This is a genomic window from Bradyrhizobium sp. SZCCHNS3002 (assembly GCF_032377435.1).
Classification (GTDB): Bacteria; Pseudomonadota; Alphaproteobacteria; order Rhizobiales; family Xanthobacteraceae; genus Bradyrhizobium.
Map to the genome: position 1 here is coordinate 44,967 of NZ_JAUHHY010000018.1, position 16,979 is coordinate 61,945.

Below are 16,979 nucleotides of genomic sequence, written 5' to 3' on the forward strand. Positions count from 1 at the left end.
GACAGCCAATCAGAGGCCGGGTGGCCGGGCGAAGCCGCCCAGGGCCTGCTCGACCAATTGGGCAAACTTCAGCGTGGTGCGATCGCCGAGATACGGTCCCACGACCTGCACCCCGGCGGGGACGCTGCCGACCTTGCGGCCGGTCGGAATGGCCGTGGCCGGCAGGTTGGCGACGGTGACCAATCCGGGCCAGGCCAGATTGTCCATGTACGGAACTGTGCCGCCATCCACGGCCAGGCGACGGGTGAATTGCGCGGCGAGATCGAGCCGCTCGACATCGTGCGGGAACGCCACCGTGGGCGTCACCGGACAGATCAGCACGTCGTAGTCGGCGAAGAAGCGACGCCAGGCGCGATAGAGCTGATGGCGCTGCTCCGCCGCGGCGAGATGCTGCGGCAAGGATTGGCTGACCGCGTCGGCGACGCGGCGCGCGTAGCTGCCCTGCTCCGCCTGCTCCCCCGCGGCGAGCAGCGCGTCGCGGGCGGGCGGCGGCAGCCCGGCCCCGATGATGCCGAACAAGGTCTGCAGGTAGAGTTGGTAGCTCGCAGCAGGATCGATCGGCGGACGCGCCTCCCTGTCGACCGTCACGCCGAGGCGAACGAGATCATCGACGAAGGCGTCGATCGCCGCCGCGTAGCCATTGTCGAGCGGATAGGACTTTGCATCGCTCCACACCGCCACGCGGAAGGCGCGGAGATCCTGATGCCGTGCGCGCGGCAGCCGCAGCTCGGCCCCTGCAGCCTCGATCTCGGACATGCCCTGGACGACGTCGAACAACAGCTCGAGATCGAACGCGCTGCGCGCCAACGGGCCGGCGACACCGAGCTCAGCAGGTGCGATATGGCCGGGCGGCGGCGGAATGTGGCCCTCGGTGCTGACGAGGCCGTAGCTCGGCTTGTGACCATGGACACCGCAGAAATGCGCGGGCACACGGATCGAGCCGCCGATGTCGCTGCCGAGCTCCAGCGACGTCAGGCCGGCTGCGAGCGCTGCGGCCGAGCCGCCGGAGGAGCCGCCGACGGTGCGCTCGCCGTCCCACGGATTGCGCGTCAGGCCGAACAGCGTGTTGCAGGACTGGTGGTCCGCCGCTCCCGCCGGCAGGTTGGTCTTGCCGAACATCACGGCGCCGGCGGCGCGGATCTTCGCCACGGCGACGGCGTCCGACGGCGGGCGATAGTCGCGCAGGTCTTCGAGCCCGCAGGTCGCGGCCATGCCCGACACGGCGAAGGAATCCTTGATCGTCATCGGCAGGCCATGCAGCGGCCCGGTCTGCTCGCCACGCGGCATTATCGCGTCGGCGGCGACGGCCTGACGGCGCGCGCCCTCCTCATCCAGCGCGACCACGGCGTTGCAGGATGGATTGACGCGCTTCACGCGATCGAGATGCAGGTCCAGCAATTCGCGCGCGCTGATGCGCCGCGAGGCGAGCAGCTTGCGCTGCTCCGTGGCGCTGAGAAAGCAGATCTCGTCGGGAGCCGTCGCGGTGGTCGGCATTCCGTTCACAGACATGGCGCATTATCCCATTTGTCCGGCCTTGTCGGCCAGCGGAGCAAGCGCGGGCGCGGCAGGGGCTGTCCGGCCGACGCCGAGAAAATTGAGCCCGAATCGATCGCGCAGCGGCGGCCACAGCCCGCGCGGCGACCACAACATGATGATCACGGCGACCGAACCCAGCGCGACGAGGTACCAGCCGGCGGATAGTCCGAGCTGGTCGGTGATCAGCTCGCGCAAGCCGAAGAAGATCACCGTGCCGATGATCGGGCCTTCGAGCGTGCCGATGCCGCCGATCATCACGACGAACATCATGTAGACCACCCAGTTCACGTCGAACGCCGCGGCGGGCGAGACATAGAGGTTGCCCAGGAAGGAGACCGCGCCGGCAAGCCCGCAGCCGGCGGCGGACAACACGAACACGATGAAGCGATTGCGCTGGACGTCGACGCCGACGCTCATTGCCGCCAGATCGTTGTCGCGCACGCTCATCAGGCCGAGTCCGAAGCCGGAGCGCATCAGAACAAACAGGCCGCCGATTGTCCCGAGCGCCAGCGTCCCGGCCATCCAGAACAGCGCCGGCTCGAACCAGTCGAGATCCATGAGCCGGCTCGATTTCAGCGGCAGGCCCGACGTCCCGCCAAGCCAGCCGGCCTTCATGACGAGGGCGGCAACGATCTCCGAGAACACCCACATCGCGATCGAGAAATACGCCTCGCGCAGCCGGAACAATGGTAGCGCGATGATCGCAGCGACGGTCGCGCACGCCAGCGGCGCGACCGGCAGAACCCAGTAAGGCGACAGCTCGAACGTATCGGAGATCAGGAACAGACCGTAGGCGCCGATGCCGACGAACACCTGATGACCGAACGACACCAGCCCGGCATACCCGGCCAGCAGATTCCACATCTGCGCCATCGCCAGCACCAGCAGGCACTCGGTCGCAAACCGCAAGGTGCCCTCGCCGAGCAGCCATGGGCCGGCGACGAGCAGCGCCGCGGCGATGGTCGAGGAGATCACGATTGCTCTCATCGGATCACGCCCTGCTCGCGACCAGGCCGGCGGGCCGGATCAGCAGCATCACGAAGAACAACAGATGCGCATAGAGCAGGCCCGCATTCGCGTCCCATTTCAGGCCGGCGAGCTGCGCCATGCCGAGCACGATGCCGCCGAGCAGCGCGCCCCAGAACGAACCGATGCCGCCGAGCACCACGACCTCGAAGGCGATCAGCAGGCGTTCGACGCCGGAGAACGGGGTGAAGCTCGAGCGAACCGCCAGCAGCACGCCGCCGATGGCGCCGAGCGCCAGCGACAGGCCCATGACGTAGTTGTAGACCATGTCCGGCCTGACGCCGAACAGACGGACGATGTCGCGCCGGTCCGCGGTGGCCCGCACGATGCGGCCGAACACCGTGCGCTTGAGCGCCCATTGCAGCAGCAGGAACAACAACACGGCCACGCCGAGCGTCAGCAACGGCATGACGCCGATGGTCAGCCCGAACAGACTGATGCTCGCGCGGGAGAGCTCGCCGAGCTGCAATCCCCTGACGTCTGCGCCGAAGATCTCGACCATCAGGTTGCGCAGCACGATCGAAACCCCGAAGGTCAGCAAGAGCGGCGCCAGCGGGTCCGGCGCGCGGGCCACCCGGTTCATGATAGCTGCCTGATAGAGATAGCCGACGCCGAACGCCGCGACCACAACCGGGATCAGCACGAACAGCGGATGCACCTGCGGAAACAGGCCGACGAGCATCACGGCGAGATAGGCCGCCAGCACCATGAACTCGCCATGGGCAATGTTGACCAGCCGCATCACGCCAAAAACGAGCGCAAGCCCGATGCCGAGCAGGCCGTATAGCCCGCCCAGCAGCGCCCCGTTCACCAGCGTCTCCAACCAGGCCATGTCCCCTCGCTTACATTCCGAAATAGGCTTGCGTCAGCTCGGCGAGACCGACCTCGCCTGCGCTCGCCGACAGCGACACGCGTCCCTTGAGCAGGCAGTAGATGCGGTCGCTCGCACTCGCGGCGCGCTTGACGTCCTGCTCGACGAGCACCAGCGCCGTCCCCTCGCTGCGAATGTCGGCGAACGCGCCGTAGATCTGCTCCACCATCACCGGCGCCAGGCCGAGAGAAATCTCGTCGCACAGCAGCAGGCGCGGATTGCACATCAGCGCGCGGCCGATCGCGACCATCTGCTGCTGCCCGCCGGAGAGCTGCCGCGGCATGTGGTTGCGCCGCTCCTGCAACGCCGGAAACAGGTCGTACACGCGCCGCAGGGTCCACGACCCCGGCCGCCTGCTCACCTGCCCCATCAGGAGGTTTTCCTCGATGGTCAGCGTATCGAACAGCATGCGCCCCTCGGGCACCATGCCGAGGCCGAGCCGCGCGATGCGCTCGGCCGGCATGTTCACGATGTCGCCGCCGGCGAACCGGACGCTGCCGCGCTTGCTGTCGATCAGTCCGACCAGCGCACGCAGAAAGGTGGTCTTGCCAGCGCCATTGGCGCCGACCAGCGCCACGGCTTCGCGCTCGGCGACCGTAAAGTCGAGACCAAACACCGCCTGCAGATCGGCGTGAAAGACGTCGAGGCCCGCCACCTCAAGCAATGTCATCGGCCGCGAGCCCCATGTAGATTTCCTTGACCGTCCGGCTCTCCATCACCTCCGCAGGCGGTCCATCCAGCACCTTGCGACCGAAATTCAGCACGAGGATGCGATCGGCGACGGCGCGCAGGGCGTGCGGAATGTGCTCGATCCAGATCATGGCGTGATCGGCCTTCACGCCCGCGATGATGTCGATCAGCCGCTCGACCTCCGGCTCGGTCAGTCCGGCAGCGATCTCGTCGAGCAGGATCAGGCGCGGCCTGGAGGCGAGCGCCTTGGCGAATTCGAGCCGCTTGCGGTCGATCAGCGGCAAGGCGCCGGCGACGCGATCCGCTTTGCCGGCGAGCGAGGTGCGGCCAAGCACCTCCATGGCCCAGTCGGTGGCCGCGGCGCCGTGCAGGCGGCCGCCATAGGTTGCGGCGACCAGCACGTTTTCATAGACGGACAGATGGGGGAATGGCTGCGGAATCTGGAAGGCGCGGCCGATGCCGAGCCGGGCCCGGCGATGCGGCGGCTCGGCGGTGATATCGCGGCCATCGAGCATGATCGTGCCGGCATCCGGCTTGATCAGCCCGACGATCAGGTTCAGTACCGAACTCTTTCCGGCTCCGTTCGGACCAATGACGCCGAGGCACTCGCCGCGCGCGAGCTCGAATTCGAGGTCATCCGCAACCCGGATAACCCCGAAATTCTTGCAGAGACCTTCTACACGCAGCACGCGGCCATTCCTCAAGCGAGCTTTGACAGCAGTGCGAGATCCGCCTGCTTTGGAATGAACGGCGCGGTGCCATTGTGTACGATCAGGAGCTCATAGGGCGACTTGCCGCTCTTGGTCTTGCGCCATTGCCCGCCCGACAGCGAGGTCACCGCGACATTCTTGATCGGGCTGCCCTTGAATTTCACCGGGCCGACGACGGTCTCGAGATCGAGCCCGGCGATTGCGTCGCGCAGCGAATTCTTGTCCTTGGGATCACTGTTGCGCAGCGCCGCGAAGCCGACCTCCCAGAGCGCGTGCGCATAGCCGATCGGCTGCGTCCATTGCTTGCCGGTCGTCTTCTCCCACTCGGCCGCAAGCTCAGCGGCACTCTGGCCGGTGAGCGAGGATCTGAACGGATAGGCTGGCGTCCACCACACCTCCGTCGACATGCCGTCGCCGCGGTCGCCGAGCGCATTGACCGCGCTTGGAAACAGGAAAGCCGCCGCGACGGTGCAGATCTGCGGTTTGAAGCCGGCCTGCGCGGCCTGGTTCCACAGCGTGACCCAATGATTGCCGTAGGCAAAGCCCGAGACGATGTCCGCACCGGCATTCTTGAAGGTCGACACCTGATTGGAGAAGTCATCGGTTGCGATCTGGAAGCTGCCGGTCGAGACCTCCTGGAAGCCGGCCTGCCTGATGCCGGCCGGCAGGCCGAGCTTCTGATCGGAAAACGCCGTGCCTGCGGGATTGTCGATGTAGAGCGTCCCGACCTTCTTGTTGGTCTCGACCGACTGCCACATGCCGACGAAATTCTTCACGACGTCGTCGGCGCCCCAGAAGAAATGGAACGTGTATGGGAAGCCTTTGTCGGGCGTGGATTTGCGCGGAAACATCCAGCCTTGCCAGGGCAGCATGGTCGAAATCGTCGGCACGCCGCGGGCATCCGCCAGCTCGCCGATCGGGATCTCCGCGTCGCCATCCTCGACCAGGATGAGATCGCATTTCTCGCGCAGCACGAGCTCGCTGGCCACCACCGACGCACGGTTGGGATCGGACTGATCGTCCTTGATCACGAACTCCACGGCGTAGTTCTTGCCGCCGATCTTCAGACCGTCCTTCACCAGACCCTTCATCCGCTCGTGGATCCATGGATCCGGCTCGGCAAAGGGGGCGCGTACGCCCGAAAGGCAGCCGCACCAGCCGATCTTGATGGTACTCGACGCGGCTCCTGCAATATTCACCAGCGGCACATTGCTGGCCGCCGCCAATCCTGCCGTTCCGGCCGCCTTGAGCAGGCTGCGCCGACTGACCTTCCCGCTACCGATCTTCGTCACGACATGTCTCCTGCAAATCAAGCGTTAATGGAAAGCCGCCGGTCTCATGCAGCCGGCCGCGCAATGCTGTCGCGACTGATTTCGCCGAAACGCGCGAGCGTGTGCTCGATGGCGTGGGCGGCAATATCGCGGACGATGAACACGAGGCGGGAGCTGCGGTCGTCCGACGGCCATGACTCCAGCGCGATCGGCGGATGCAGCACATGCTGCACCGCGTGCACCACCAAGGGCCCTTGCGGCCGATCTTCGACGTTGACCAGCGCCTTGAACCGAAGCAGGTCGTCTCCCTTGAGCGCGACGACGTAGTCCAGCCAGCGCGAGAAGGCGGCCCAGCGTATCGGCTCGTTCACGACCAGACTGAAGGAAGAGATGCGCTTGCCGTACGCGTGATGATCAGGATGCGGCTGCGCGTGGGCCGCGGCGGCCGCTGCAAACCAGGCTTCGACCCGCTCCGATCGCACCTGCGGCGTGAACAGGCCGGCCTCGAATACGGCGTCCGGCGCGATCGCTCCGTGCGCCACGCGGATGACGGGGGCCGTCGGATTGATGGAGCGGATCGACTGCTCCACCGCAGCGAGGGTCCCAGCTTCGGCGAGATCGGATTTTGTCAACAAGATCCGGTCGGCCATCGCGATCTGCTTGACGGCTTCTTCGTGCCTCTCGAACGAGGAGATCGCGTTGACCGCGTCGACAGTCACCACGACACCATCGATCCGATAGCGCGCGACCACGCTCGGCGCCGTCATCAACGTGTGCAGCACCGGCACCGGATCGGCAAGACCGGTGGTTTCGACCAGGATGCGCCGGACCGGCGGTAGCGCACCTCTGGCTTGACGCGACGACAGGTCGTCGAGCAGCGCGACGAGATCCTCGCGGACCGAGCAGCAGACACATCCATTGTCGAGCAGTGCGAAGCGCTCCTCGCTCGTCTCGACCAGGAGATGATCGAGGCCGACCTCGCCGAACTCGTTGATGATCGCGACCACCCCGTCCATGCCGGGCTGACGCAACAGATGGTTCAGCACAGTGGTCTTGCCGCTACCGAGAAAGCCGGTCAGAACGGTGATTGGAATGAGCGAGTCACTGCTCATGGTTTCGCTCATAGACTTTGCGCCCCTCGAAGAAGGTCATCTGCACAATCGTTTCCGCGAGCTGATCAGCAGGGATCTCGAAGAGCGGCTGGTTCAGTACGATCAAATCGGCAGACTTGCCGACCTCGATCGATCCGGTGAAGCCGCCGAGGCCCGCGGCTCGCGCGGCATCGATGGTGTAGATCTCGATCACTGTTGCCAGGTCGAGCGCCTGCTCGGGCCAGAGCGCCAGGCCGGGAAAGTCGCCCGCTGGATTGCGTCGCGTCACCATGCCTTCGATGCCGTGCCAGGGATCCGGGTTCGGGATGACCGGCCAGTCCGAGCCGCCGGCCATCAACGCACCGGCCAGCTTCAGATCGCGATTGGGCCAGAACCGCTGTGCCCGCTCCGCGCCCATCGCTGCCTTGTGCGCCTCGAGGAAGACCGTCGGAAACCAGATGATCGGCGAGAGGTCGGCCGCGACACCGAGATCGGCGAAGCGCCGGATATCGTCGGGCGCAATGTAGCTCGCATGCGCGACGTGATGGATGAGTGCCGTCGGCCCGTTGAACGAGCGCACCACCTCGATTGCATCGAGCGCCTGCGTGACGGCGGCATCGCCGGCACAGTGGATCTTGGCCGCGAGGCCGAGCTTCTCGCATTTTCCGAGCCAGCGGATCAGCTCCGGCACGGTCAGCATGGTGGTGCCGCGAAAGCAGCAGCCGCGCACGGGATCGGCCACGTAGGGTTCGTGAAAAGCGGCCGTCTTGGCGCCGGGGACGCCATCGAGAAACATTTTGGCGTAGTCGGGCTTCACGTGGGCGGAGCGATACTGATCGCGCAACGCGAACAGTTCCTCGCCCGAGGTGCCGAACATGAAGCCGGGCTCCACGATGGGCATGGCGCAGACCGCCCACGCCGACAACTCGCCGCGGTCGTCAAGCCCCTTCAGCGCGGCCAGGATCGGCTGCATGCTCGCGGCGTCGACGAAGCCGGTAACGCCGAACGAGTTCAGCACGGCGATCGAACGGGCGACCGCAGCGCGGTCCATCTCCGCGGTGTAATGGCCGACCTTCGCGAGCGCGCGCTCGATGATGCCCGAGGCTGCTTCCACCATCAGCCCGGTCAGCCTGCCACTGTCGAGATCCCGGCCGATCTCGCCGTCGACGGGGTTCTCCGTCTCCTCGGTGACACCTGCGAGCCGTAACGCCTCGGCGCTCGCCCAGCGATTGTGATAGCTGTCGTCGCGCAGCAGCACGGGGTGGCCGAGGCTCGCAGCGTTGAGCTCCGCTGCCGCGGCATCGGTGTTGAGCCTTTGCAACAGGTCGTTGCCGAACTGTCCACCGACGATCCAGCTTCCGGGAGCCGCCTTCTCCGCCGCCCCCCTCACGGCACCCGCGATTTCGCTGATCGAATGGCTCGACGAAAAGCGCAGCTCGTAGAGATCGGCCTGACCACCCATCATGATGTGGTTGTGGATGTCGACGATGCCCGGCATCGCCATACGGCCCGCAAGATCCACCACCTCGGTGTCGCTGCCGACGAAGGGTTCGATGTCGGATTCCTCGCCGACGGCGACGAAGCGCCCTGCCTTCACCGCCGCGCAGCTTGCCCAGGGACGGCCGGGATCGACAGTGTAGATCCGCCCGTTTCGGAACAGCATGTCGGCGCTAGTCTTGATCTCGCTCATTTCCCGATCCCGATTGCGCCCTGAGCTTGTTCCGCGCGTCCGCCTGTCACAATCAGCCGTTTGGTTGATGACGCAGCGAGTCCCGTACCTGCCGGACGGACGGCCGCCCCGCACACGACCACGGGCCGCTCCCGGCGACCCGTTCGCGTCGATCGGTGTCACGCCTGGCCTTCATTTGTTGATGAGTAGTCGCCGCGGCGCGCGGCTACTGCGGCGCCAACGGCTCGCGCATCAGCCCCATTGTCGTTCGACTGCAAAGCCCGTCTCGGGAAGCGTCGCTCCCCCGTCGACCACAATGGTCTGCCCGGTGACGTAGCGGGCCTGCTCGGAGGCGAGATAAAGCATCGCGTAGGCAACGTCGTCGGCAGTCCCGATCCGTCCCATCGGAATATGGCGAGCGACCCGGGACAGATTTTCGGGAGTGCTAAAGGTCCCTCGCCCGGGCTTGGCGATGAACCCCGGCTCCACGGCGTTTGCCGTGATCCCGTCGCGCGCCAATTCGAAGGCCGTGCCTCGGATGAATGCGTTTATCGCTGCCTTTGCGGCCGAGTAGTGCGCGCCTCCCCCCATCGCCAGCCGGGCCGAAATCGACGAAGTCACCAAAATTCGCCCATATTGCTGCGTGCGCATGAACGGCACGGCCGCTTGGATGAGCCAGATGGCCGCGGTGAGGTTGATCGACATGGCCTGATCGAGCTTGTCTTCGTCGAGCTCCTCGATGCCGGCCCAGGGGCAGCCGCCTGCGTTGTGCACCAGAATGTCGAGCCGGCCGAAACGGCCAGCCACGTCACTCACGAGCTCGTGCAGACCGCCACGATCGAGTTTATCGAACCCCGCGACGCTGGCCGCGAGATGCCGTCCGCCCAAATCGGCCGCGAGCGATTCGGCCACATTACGCGAGCGATTGGCGATCACGACGTGAGCTCCCGCCTCCGCCAGCCGCGTCACGATCGCAGCGCCGATACCCCGGCCGCCGCCGGTCACCAGAGCAACGCGCTCCGTCAGGTCGAACGGCGACGCCACGATCAGATCACTCCTGCATCCCGGACCAGCCCGACGAAGCGCTCGAAAATCTCGCCATGCGTGTCCACATCGGCGGACGATGTTGCAGGGCAGGTCAGCAGCATTCCGTGAAACGGCGTGATCAGGATGCCCTCGTTCATGTAGTAGGCGTGCATCAACGTCTCGAGATCCGGCTGTCGTGCCGCGATCACGTCGGCTCCATTGCGCGGCGCATCAGGCATGAACATGATCTCGATGCGGGCGCCGATCTGGGTCACGTGCCAGGGCAAAGCGTTGCGGGAGATCAAGTCTCCGACCCGCGCGGCGAGGCATTCGGCATGTCCAATCATGCGTGCATAGGCTGGGGCCGTCAGCACGTCCTCCAGGACGGCACGCATCGCGGCCACCGCCAACGCGCCGCCAGCCAGCGTGCCGCCGAACCCAAGGTGCGCCGATTGTCGCTGCCGCGGATTGACCTGTGGCACGATGTGCCACAGCTGCTCGGCAACGGCCTCATCGAGACCGAGAACACCGGCCGGAATGCCGCCGGCGATTGCCTTGCCGGCGACGAGGATGTCCGGCGCAAGCCCGTGAAGCGCGGTGTAGCCGCCCGGCCCGCACGACAACGTATGCGTCTCGTCGATGATCAACACGGTGCCGGCGCGCCGCGTCGCCTCGCGCAGGGCGCGGTGGACCCCGTCGGCGACCGGGATCATGCCGAAATTCGTCATCACGGGCTCGGTGAGCACGCAGGCGACATCGCCTTCCGCAAGCGCCATCTCCATCGCCGCAACGTCGTTGAATTCGACCACCTTCGCCACTGCGTCATAGGCGACTGCATTTGGGTGAATCATGTTGCGCAGCCCGACCCGCCCGTCGCGAAGTTCGACATGCGCCTCGTCGACCCCGCCATGATAGCAGCCGGAGAACACCAGGACCTTGGCACGACCGGTGATCATGCGTGCTATCCGAATGGCCGCGCGGTTGGCATCGGTTGCCGAGGTCGTCAGGGTCCAATAGCGGGGACCGAAGCGGCGCGACAGCTCGGCGCCGACCCAAAGACTGTCCTCGGTCGGCAGCATCATCGTGGCGCCGCGCGCGATTTGCCGCGTAACCGCTCGCGTCACGGCCTCGGGCGCGTGGCCACACATCGCGCCCGTATCGCCAAGGCAGAAGTCGACATAATCGCGACCGTCGATATCCCTGACATGGGCACCGGACGCCGCATCGACATAGACCGGAAAGCCGCCCGCCCAGCGACGCATCCAGTGCGACGGGCCGCCATACAGGAAGTGTCGCTGCCCCTCCCGCCACGCGGCCGCCGAGCGCGGATGTTCGCGCAGGAAGCGCGCCTGCTCCGCGTCGATCAGCCGGTCGAGCGCCGGATGTGCTGGCGGCGTCATAGCGCAATCCAGGCGGTTTTCCGATCGGTGTATTCGTCGAGCGCGTGCAGCGACTTGTCGCGGCCGAAGCCGGACTGCCTGAAACCTCCGAGCGGCACCGTCAGATCAGTGCCGCCATAGGTATTGACATGCACCACGCCGGCATTGATCGCGCGCACCATCCGATGCGCTGTCCGGAGCGATCCGGTCCAGACCGCGGCGGCCAGTCCGTAGACGCTCGCATTGGCGAGCCGCACCGCATCGTCCTCATCCTCGAACCGCGTCACCGCAAGCACAGGGCCGAACACCTCTTCGCGCCACAGCTGCATGCCGGGGCTCACACCGGCGAAGATTGTCGGAGCCATGTAGTAGCCGCCGCCGGTCTCATGCAGCCGCTCACCCCCACACAGCCGCTCTCCCCCCTCCTCCTCCGCCTGCCGTACGACGTCGAGATTCTTGCGCAATTGAGCATCGCTGTTGACGGCGCCGATATCGGAGCTGAGATCGAGGGGATCGCCGACCCTGAGCTTGGCTGTGACCGCGAGCAGCTCGCTCAAGAACCGGTCATAGATTCTGGACTGTACCAGCAGCCGCGAGCCGGCCACGCAAACCTGACCGGAGTTGCGGAAGACGCCGTTCGCCGACACCTTGGCGGCCTGCTTGATGTCCACGACATCGTTGAAGACCACGTTCGGCGACTTGCCGCCGAGCTCAAGATAGACTCGCTTCAGATTTGAGCGCGCCGAATACTCCAGCAGCCGTCGCCCGACTGCTCCCGACCCCGTGAACGCCAGAACGTCGACATCCATGTGCAGGGCCAGCGCCTCGCCGGCGGTGGCGCCGCGCCCGGTGACGACGTTCAGCACGCCTTCGGGCAAACCGGCTTCGCTCGCCAGCTCCGCCAGGCGCAGCAGCGTCAGCGACGCGGTCTCTGGCGGCTTCACCACCACGGAGTTTCCGGCGGCAAGCGCGGGCGCGATTTTCCAGGCGCCGATCATCAACGGAAAGTTCCATGGAACGATCACGCCGATCACGCCGAGCGGCTCGCGATGGATCAAGCCGAGCACATCGCGGCTGGTGGGCGCGATCTCGCCATAGACTTTGTCCATGGCCTCCGCGTAGTAGCGGATGGAGCCTGCTGCCGACAGCGGCTCCGCCTTGTAGGCCATGCCGATCTCGGTGCCGTTGTCGCGCACGCCGAGCACCGCGAGCTCGAGCGCATGGCGCTCGACGAGATCGGCGAATCGCAGCAGCACCGTCTTGCGCTCCGCGGGCGCCGCGCGCGACCATGCTCCGCTGTCATAGACTCGTCGCGCGGCCAGCACCGCGCGATCGATATCTTCGGCGCTGCCGTCAGCAATCGTCGTCAGCCGCCTGCCATCGATCGGGGAGATCACGTCCAAACGACTGCCGGCCGAACTCTCGGCAACGGCACCGGCGATGAAGAGCCGTTGCGCAGAGACAGCCGCTCCACGCAACGCGTCGATTTCGGATTGTAACATGAAGGAGCCCTGTAAAGAACCGGCTGATCGATCGCCACGCTGCCGAGTCCGATCGTACCTCATTCAGCCGGATGAGCCTTTTCTCGCAATCCACCGATAGGTGGATGTCATGCATTGCAACAACTTCATAGGTTGCGGGCACCACTCGGCTGCTCACGACGACAGATTGCCGCCCTCCTCGCATTCGAGACGACATTCCAAGACCATGACCAACAGATCACCTCCGCGCATCCTGCTGATCGGCACCGGCGATACCAAGGCCGACGAGCTCCTGTTCATGCAGCGCTGCATCGGCGGCGCCGGCGGCGAGGCCGTCATGATGGACATCAGCGTGCTCGGCGATCCTCCCTACGCGGCAGCGCACGACAAGCATGCCGTGGCTGCCGCTGCCGACACGACGATCGAGGCGGTGATCGCCAGCGGCGACGAGAACTCATCGATGACCCTGATGGCACGCGGCGCGGCGCGCCTGACACGACGGTTATGCGACCAAGGTGAGATCGACGCCATGATCGCGATCGGTGGCACCATGGGCACCGACCTGGCGCTCGACGTCGCACTTGCGCTGCCGCTCGGCTTTCCCAAGCTGATCGTCTCGACAATCGCGTTCTCGCATCTGATCCCGCCGGAACGCATCACGGCCGATCTGATGATGATCCTGTGGGCGGGCGGGCTCTATGGCCTCAACGGCACCTGCGCCGCGGTGCTGTCGCAAGGCTGCGGTGCGATCGTCGGCGCAGCCCGCAGCGCGATCAGGCCGCGGCCCGACCGGCCGATCGTGGCGCTGACGTCGCTCGGCAAGAGCTGCCTGAGCTACATGGTCGATCTGAAGCCTCAGCTCGAGGCGCGCGGCTACGAGGTCGTGGTTTTTCATACCACCGGCATGGGTGGCCGCGCGATGGAGTCGATCGCTGCGCATCGCGGATTTGCCGCGGTGCTCGATCTCAGCCTGCAGGAGGTCGCCAATCAGCTGATGGGCTCGGTGGTGAATTCCGGCTCCGATCGGCTGACGAATGCGGGCCGCAACGGCATTCCGCAGATCGTGGCGCCCGGCGCCATCGACATGGTGGACTTCCCCGCCTGGCTGCCGGTGCCGACCGAGCTCGCCGACCGCCCGTTCCACGCGCATAATCGTCTGCTCGCTTCCGCGACGTCGCGTCCCGCCGACCGGCGCCGGATCGCGCGCGCGATCGCGGCCAAGCTCTCTGCGATGAATGCGCCAGTTGCGTTTGTGCTCCCGGCCGGCGGGATCCAGCAATGGGATCAGGACGGCGAGCCGCTGCATGATCCGGAGGGCCTCGACGCCTTCGTCACGGAAATGCGCGGCGCCCTGCATCCGCCGGTCGAGCTGCATGAGATCGAGGACCACATCAACGACAAGGGCTTCGCTGCAAAGGTGCTCGCGATCTTCGATCGCTGGGTTGCCGGCGGCATCATCCCGGCCGGCGTGCCCCACGCGGAGCAGCGATGACCGCCGCCTCGTCACGTGCATTGGTTCTGGATTTCGGCGGGGTGATCTCAAAGACCCTGTTCGAAACCCACGACGCAACGGAGGCCGTGCTCGGCCTTGCCGCGGGCACGCTGACTTGGCGCGGCCCGTTCGATGAGGACAGCGATCCGCTCTGGTCGGCCATGCAACGTGGCGAGTTGTCCGAGCGCGACTATTGGGCGGCCCGAAGCCGCGAGGTCGGCAGGCTCGTCGGCGAGGACTGGCGCGACATGCAGACCTTCGTGCGCCGCGCGCGCGGCGCCGATCCGGCGCTGGTCATCCGTCCCGAAGCCGAGCGCGCCATTCGCATTGCGAGCCGCGCCGGCTGCAAGCTTGCCATTCTCTCCAACGAGCTCGACCTCTTCTATGGTGAGGACTTTCGGCACCGGCTGCCGCTGCTCGCGCATTTCGACGTCATCATCGATGCCACGCACACGGGGATCCTGAAGCCTGATCGCCGCGCCTACCTGGCGACGTGCGACGCTCTGCGGCTCGCGCCGCAAGCCTGCGTCTTCGTCGACGACCAGCAGCGCAACATCGACGGCGCGGTCGCCTGCGGCTTGTCGACCGTCTGGTTCGATGTCCGGCACCCCGAAAAATCGTATAGTCAGGCCTTGCAGATGCTTGGCCTCGTTTTCGACTGACCACCATCGGAGCACTCCATGCGCGACATCAACTTTCTCATCGAGAACAACGCCCGGCGCATCTGGCACCCGATGGCGCATCCGAAGGAGATGCGGGACCATCCGCCGCGCATCATCGCCAAGGGCGAGGGCGTCCACGTCACCGATATCCATGGCAAGTCGGTGCTCGACGCGGTCGGCGGCCTCTGGAACGTGACGCTGGGCTATAGCTGCGCCCCGATCAAGCAGGCGATTGCCGATCAGCTCAGCGAGCTGCCGTATTATTCCGGCTTCCGCGGCGTGTCGACAGGCCCGGCGATCGAGCTTGCCTACGAGCTGACCGAATGGTTCAAGCCCGAAGGCATGACCCGGGCGTTCTTCACCTCGGGCGGCTCCGACTCGGTCGAGACGGCGCTGCGGCTTGCGCGGCAGTACTGGAAGATCAAGGGTCAGCGCGACCGCACCAAGTTCCTGTCGCTCAAAAAGGGCTACCATGGCACGCATTTCGGCGGCGCGTCGGTCAACGGCAACGCCAATTTCCGCCGCAACTACGAGCCGCTGCTGCCTGGCGCCCACCACATCCCCTCGCCCTGGACCTATCGCAATCCGTTCAACGAGACCGATGCGGCCAAGCTCGCGCAGCTCTGTGCCAATGCGCTGGTCGATGAGATCGAATTCCAGGGCGCGGATACCATCGCCGCCTTCATCATGGAGCCCGTGCTGGGCGCCGGCGGCGTGATCGTGCCGCATGACAGCTTCATGGGACTCGTGCGCGAGATCTGCGACCGCACCGGCATCCTGCTGATCTCGGACGAGGTCGTCACCGGATTCGGCCGCACCGGCGCCTGGTCCGGCGCACGGCTCTGGAACGTCAAGCCGGACATGATGACGATCGCGAAGGCGGTCACGTCAGGCTATTTCCCGCTGGGGGCAACCATGATCGGCGACAAGATGGCCGAGGCGTTCGAGAGCGACGAGACCAGCTTCGGCTCGATCGGCCACGGCTACACCTATTCGGGTCACCCGGTGGGTTGCGCCGCCGGCATTGCCGCGCTGGCTGAAACCAAGCGGCTGCAACTCGATGCAAAGGCCGCAGCCTCGGGCATCGTCCTCAACGACGCGCTCGCCGCGCTGAAGCAGAAGCATGACATCGTGGGAGATGTCCGCGGCAAGGGATTGATGGCCGCGCTGGAGCTGGTGGCGGATCGCGCCACGAAGAAGGCGCTCGACAAGAAGACTGTCGGCAGGATCGCCGATGCGATCTACGAGGCCGGCGTGATGGTGCGCGTCTCCGGCAGCAACATCATCCTGTCGCCGCCTCTGATCATCACCGCCGACGATGCGAGAACAATCGCCGCCGCCATCGACCACGGCCTCGCAAGCACCTGAGCGAGAGCGGCCGCGCGCTAGTTCGGCCGCGCCATCAGCGCCACGACGGCGGATCGCGTTTCCACGCCGAGCTTCTCGAAGATGTGGATCAGGTGCGTCTTCACCGTCGCCTGGCCGATCTTCAGACATTCGCCGATCTCACGATTGGTGCGGCCGCAGCACAGGAGCCGCACCACATCCATCTCGCGGCTGGTCAGACCGTAGCGTTGCCCGTCCTCGGACCCGGCTGGCCGGCCGACAAGGTTGAATTGAAGATACTGATGAATCTTCTGGGCGATGGCCTCAGCCCCCTCAGGAATCCGTGCATCCTTGTTCCATGCGACACTCATGCCGGCGACGATCTGGTCATCACGCCGGAAGAAGAAGTCGACCATATCGACGATCCCGCACTGATCGACGAAGGCGCGGTAGGGCGCCATCTCGTCGGGCTGTTTGCCAGACATCGTCCTGCTCAGCCGCGCGACCGCAAGAGCTCCCGCGTGACGCGGATGCTGCGGATCGAACTCGCTCATGCCCTCGAGATACTGCCGGTGAAACGGCTCCGGAATGCCCGACAACAGGAAGCGCTGGAGATTGTACCCTCCGTCGATCTCATAAAATGCTGTCGCCGATCCGTCCAATATGGACTGGGCGAAGTGCACGGCTTCGCTGGTTGCCGCGTCCGAGCGGCCCAAAAGCATCAGCATGGCCTCCCCTCCTCGATTTCA

General features: G+C 65.8%; 15 protein-coding genes. 3 read left to right on the top strand and 12 right to left on the bottom strand.

Annotation, left to right across the window (positions count from 1 at the left end):
• Window positions 1-9 precede the first annotated feature (9 nt).
• The 11 genes from QW845_RS29335 to QW845_RS29385 form a co-directional block, all read right to left on the bottom strand.
• Window positions 10-1,509 (bottom strand): amidase, encoded by a 1,500-nt coding sequence (locus QW845_RS29335; RefSeq protein ID WP_315804991.1) that lies wholly within the window; start codon window positions 1,507-1,509, stop codon window positions 10-12.
• 6 nt (window positions 1,510-1,515) lie between these two features.
• Window positions 1,516-2,523, bottom strand: a complete 1,008-nt coding sequence (locus tag QW845_RS29340; RefSeq protein WP_315804992.1) for a branched-chain amino acid ABC transporter permease — start codon at window positions 2,521-2,523, stop codon at window positions 1,516-1,518.
• Window positions 2,524-2,527: 4 nt separating this feature from the next.
• On the bottom strand, window positions 2,528-3,394 hold the full coding sequence (locus QW845_RS29345; RefSeq protein WP_315804993.1) for a branched-chain amino acid ABC transporter permease: 867 nt from the start codon (window positions 3,392-3,394) through the stop codon (window positions 2,528-2,530).
• A 10-nt stretch (window positions 3,395-3,404) separates the two neighbouring features.
• Window positions 3,405-4,103 (bottom strand): ABC transporter ATP-binding protein, encoded by a 699-nt coding sequence (locus tag QW845_RS29350; protein WP_315804994.1) that lies wholly within the window; start codon window positions 4,101-4,103, stop codon window positions 3,405-3,407.
• The gene (locus QW845_RS29355; protein WP_315804995.1) at window positions 4,090-4,812 is read right to left on the bottom strand and encodes an ABC transporter ATP-binding protein; all 723 of its coding nucleotides are present in this window, start codon (window positions 4,810-4,812) and stop codon (window positions 4,090-4,092) included. The genes QW845_RS29350 and QW845_RS29355 overlap by 14 nt, the downstream gene beginning before the upstream one ends.
• An 11-nt stretch (window positions 4,813-4,823) precedes the next feature.
• Complete coding sequence (locus QW845_RS29360) at window positions 4,824-6,125, bottom strand: ABC transporter substrate-binding protein (protein WP_315804996.1); 1,302 nt, start codon at window positions 6,123-6,125, stop codon at window positions 4,824-4,826.
• A gap of 44 nt (window positions 6,126-6,169) precedes the next feature.
• The gene (locus QW845_RS29365; protein WP_315804997.1) at window positions 6,170-7,216 is read right to left on the bottom strand and encodes a GTP-binding protein; all 1,047 of its coding nucleotides are present in this window, start codon (window positions 7,214-7,216) and stop codon (window positions 6,170-6,172) included.
• Window positions 7,206-8,885 (bottom strand): amidohydrolase, encoded by a 1,680-nt coding sequence (locus QW845_RS29370; RefSeq protein ID WP_315804998.1) that lies wholly within the window; start codon window positions 8,883-8,885, stop codon window positions 7,206-7,208. The genes QW845_RS29365 and QW845_RS29370 overlap by 11 nt, the downstream gene beginning before the upstream one ends.
• Before the next feature lie 231 nt (window positions 8,886-9,116).
• On the bottom strand, window positions 9,117-9,908 hold the full coding sequence (locus QW845_RS29375) for an SDR family oxidoreductase (protein ID WP_315804999.1): 792 nt from the start codon (window positions 9,906-9,908) through the stop codon (window positions 9,117-9,119).
• A 2-nt stretch (window positions 9,909-9,910) separates the two neighbouring features.
• Window positions 9,911-11,290 carry a transaminase gene (locus QW845_RS29380; RefSeq protein WP_315805000.1) on the bottom strand — a complete coding sequence of 460 codons (1,380 nt, stop codon included), beginning with the start codon at window positions 11,288-11,290 and terminating at the stop codon, window positions 9,911-9,913.
• Complete coding sequence (locus QW845_RS29385; protein ID WP_315805001.1) at window positions 11,287-12,771, bottom strand: aldehyde dehydrogenase; 1,485 nt, start codon at window positions 12,769-12,771, stop codon at window positions 11,287-11,289. The genes QW845_RS29380 and QW845_RS29385 overlap by 4 nt, the downstream gene beginning before the upstream one ends.
• Window positions 12,772-12,976: 205 nt before the next feature.
• Between QW845_RS29385 and QW845_RS29390 the strand changes: the two genes are divergently transcribed.
• Genes QW845_RS29390 through QW845_RS29400 form a run of 3 tightly spaced genes read left to right on the top strand, consistent with a single transcriptional unit; the run spans window position 12,977 to window position 16,272 of the window.
• Window positions 12,977-14,242, top strand: a complete 1,266-nt coding sequence (locus QW845_RS29390) for a Tm-1-like ATP-binding domain-containing protein (RefSeq protein ID WP_315805002.1) — start codon at window positions 12,977-12,979, stop codon at window positions 14,240-14,242.
• Window positions 14,239-14,904 (top strand): HAD-IA family hydrolase, encoded by a 666-nt coding sequence (locus tag QW845_RS29395; RefSeq protein ID WP_315805003.1) that lies wholly within the window; start codon window positions 14,239-14,241, stop codon window positions 14,902-14,904. Before QW845_RS29390 ends, QW845_RS29395 begins: the two co-directional genes overlap by 4 nt.
• A gap of 18 nt (window positions 14,905-14,922) precedes the next feature.
• On the top strand, window positions 14,923-16,272 hold the full coding sequence (locus QW845_RS29400) for an aspartate aminotransferase family protein (protein WP_315805004.1): 1,350 nt from the start codon (window positions 14,923-14,925) through the stop codon (window positions 16,270-16,272).
• Window positions 16,273-16,289: 17 nt separating this feature from the next.
• On the opposite strand, the gene QW845_RS29405 is transcribed toward QW845_RS29400, so the two are convergent.
• The gene (locus QW845_RS29405; protein WP_315805005.1) at window positions 16,290-16,958 is read right to left on the bottom strand and encodes a helix-turn-helix transcriptional regulator; all 669 of its coding nucleotides are present in this window, start codon (window positions 16,956-16,958) and stop codon (window positions 16,290-16,292) included.
• Window positions 16,959-16,979: the final 21 nt, after the last annotated feature.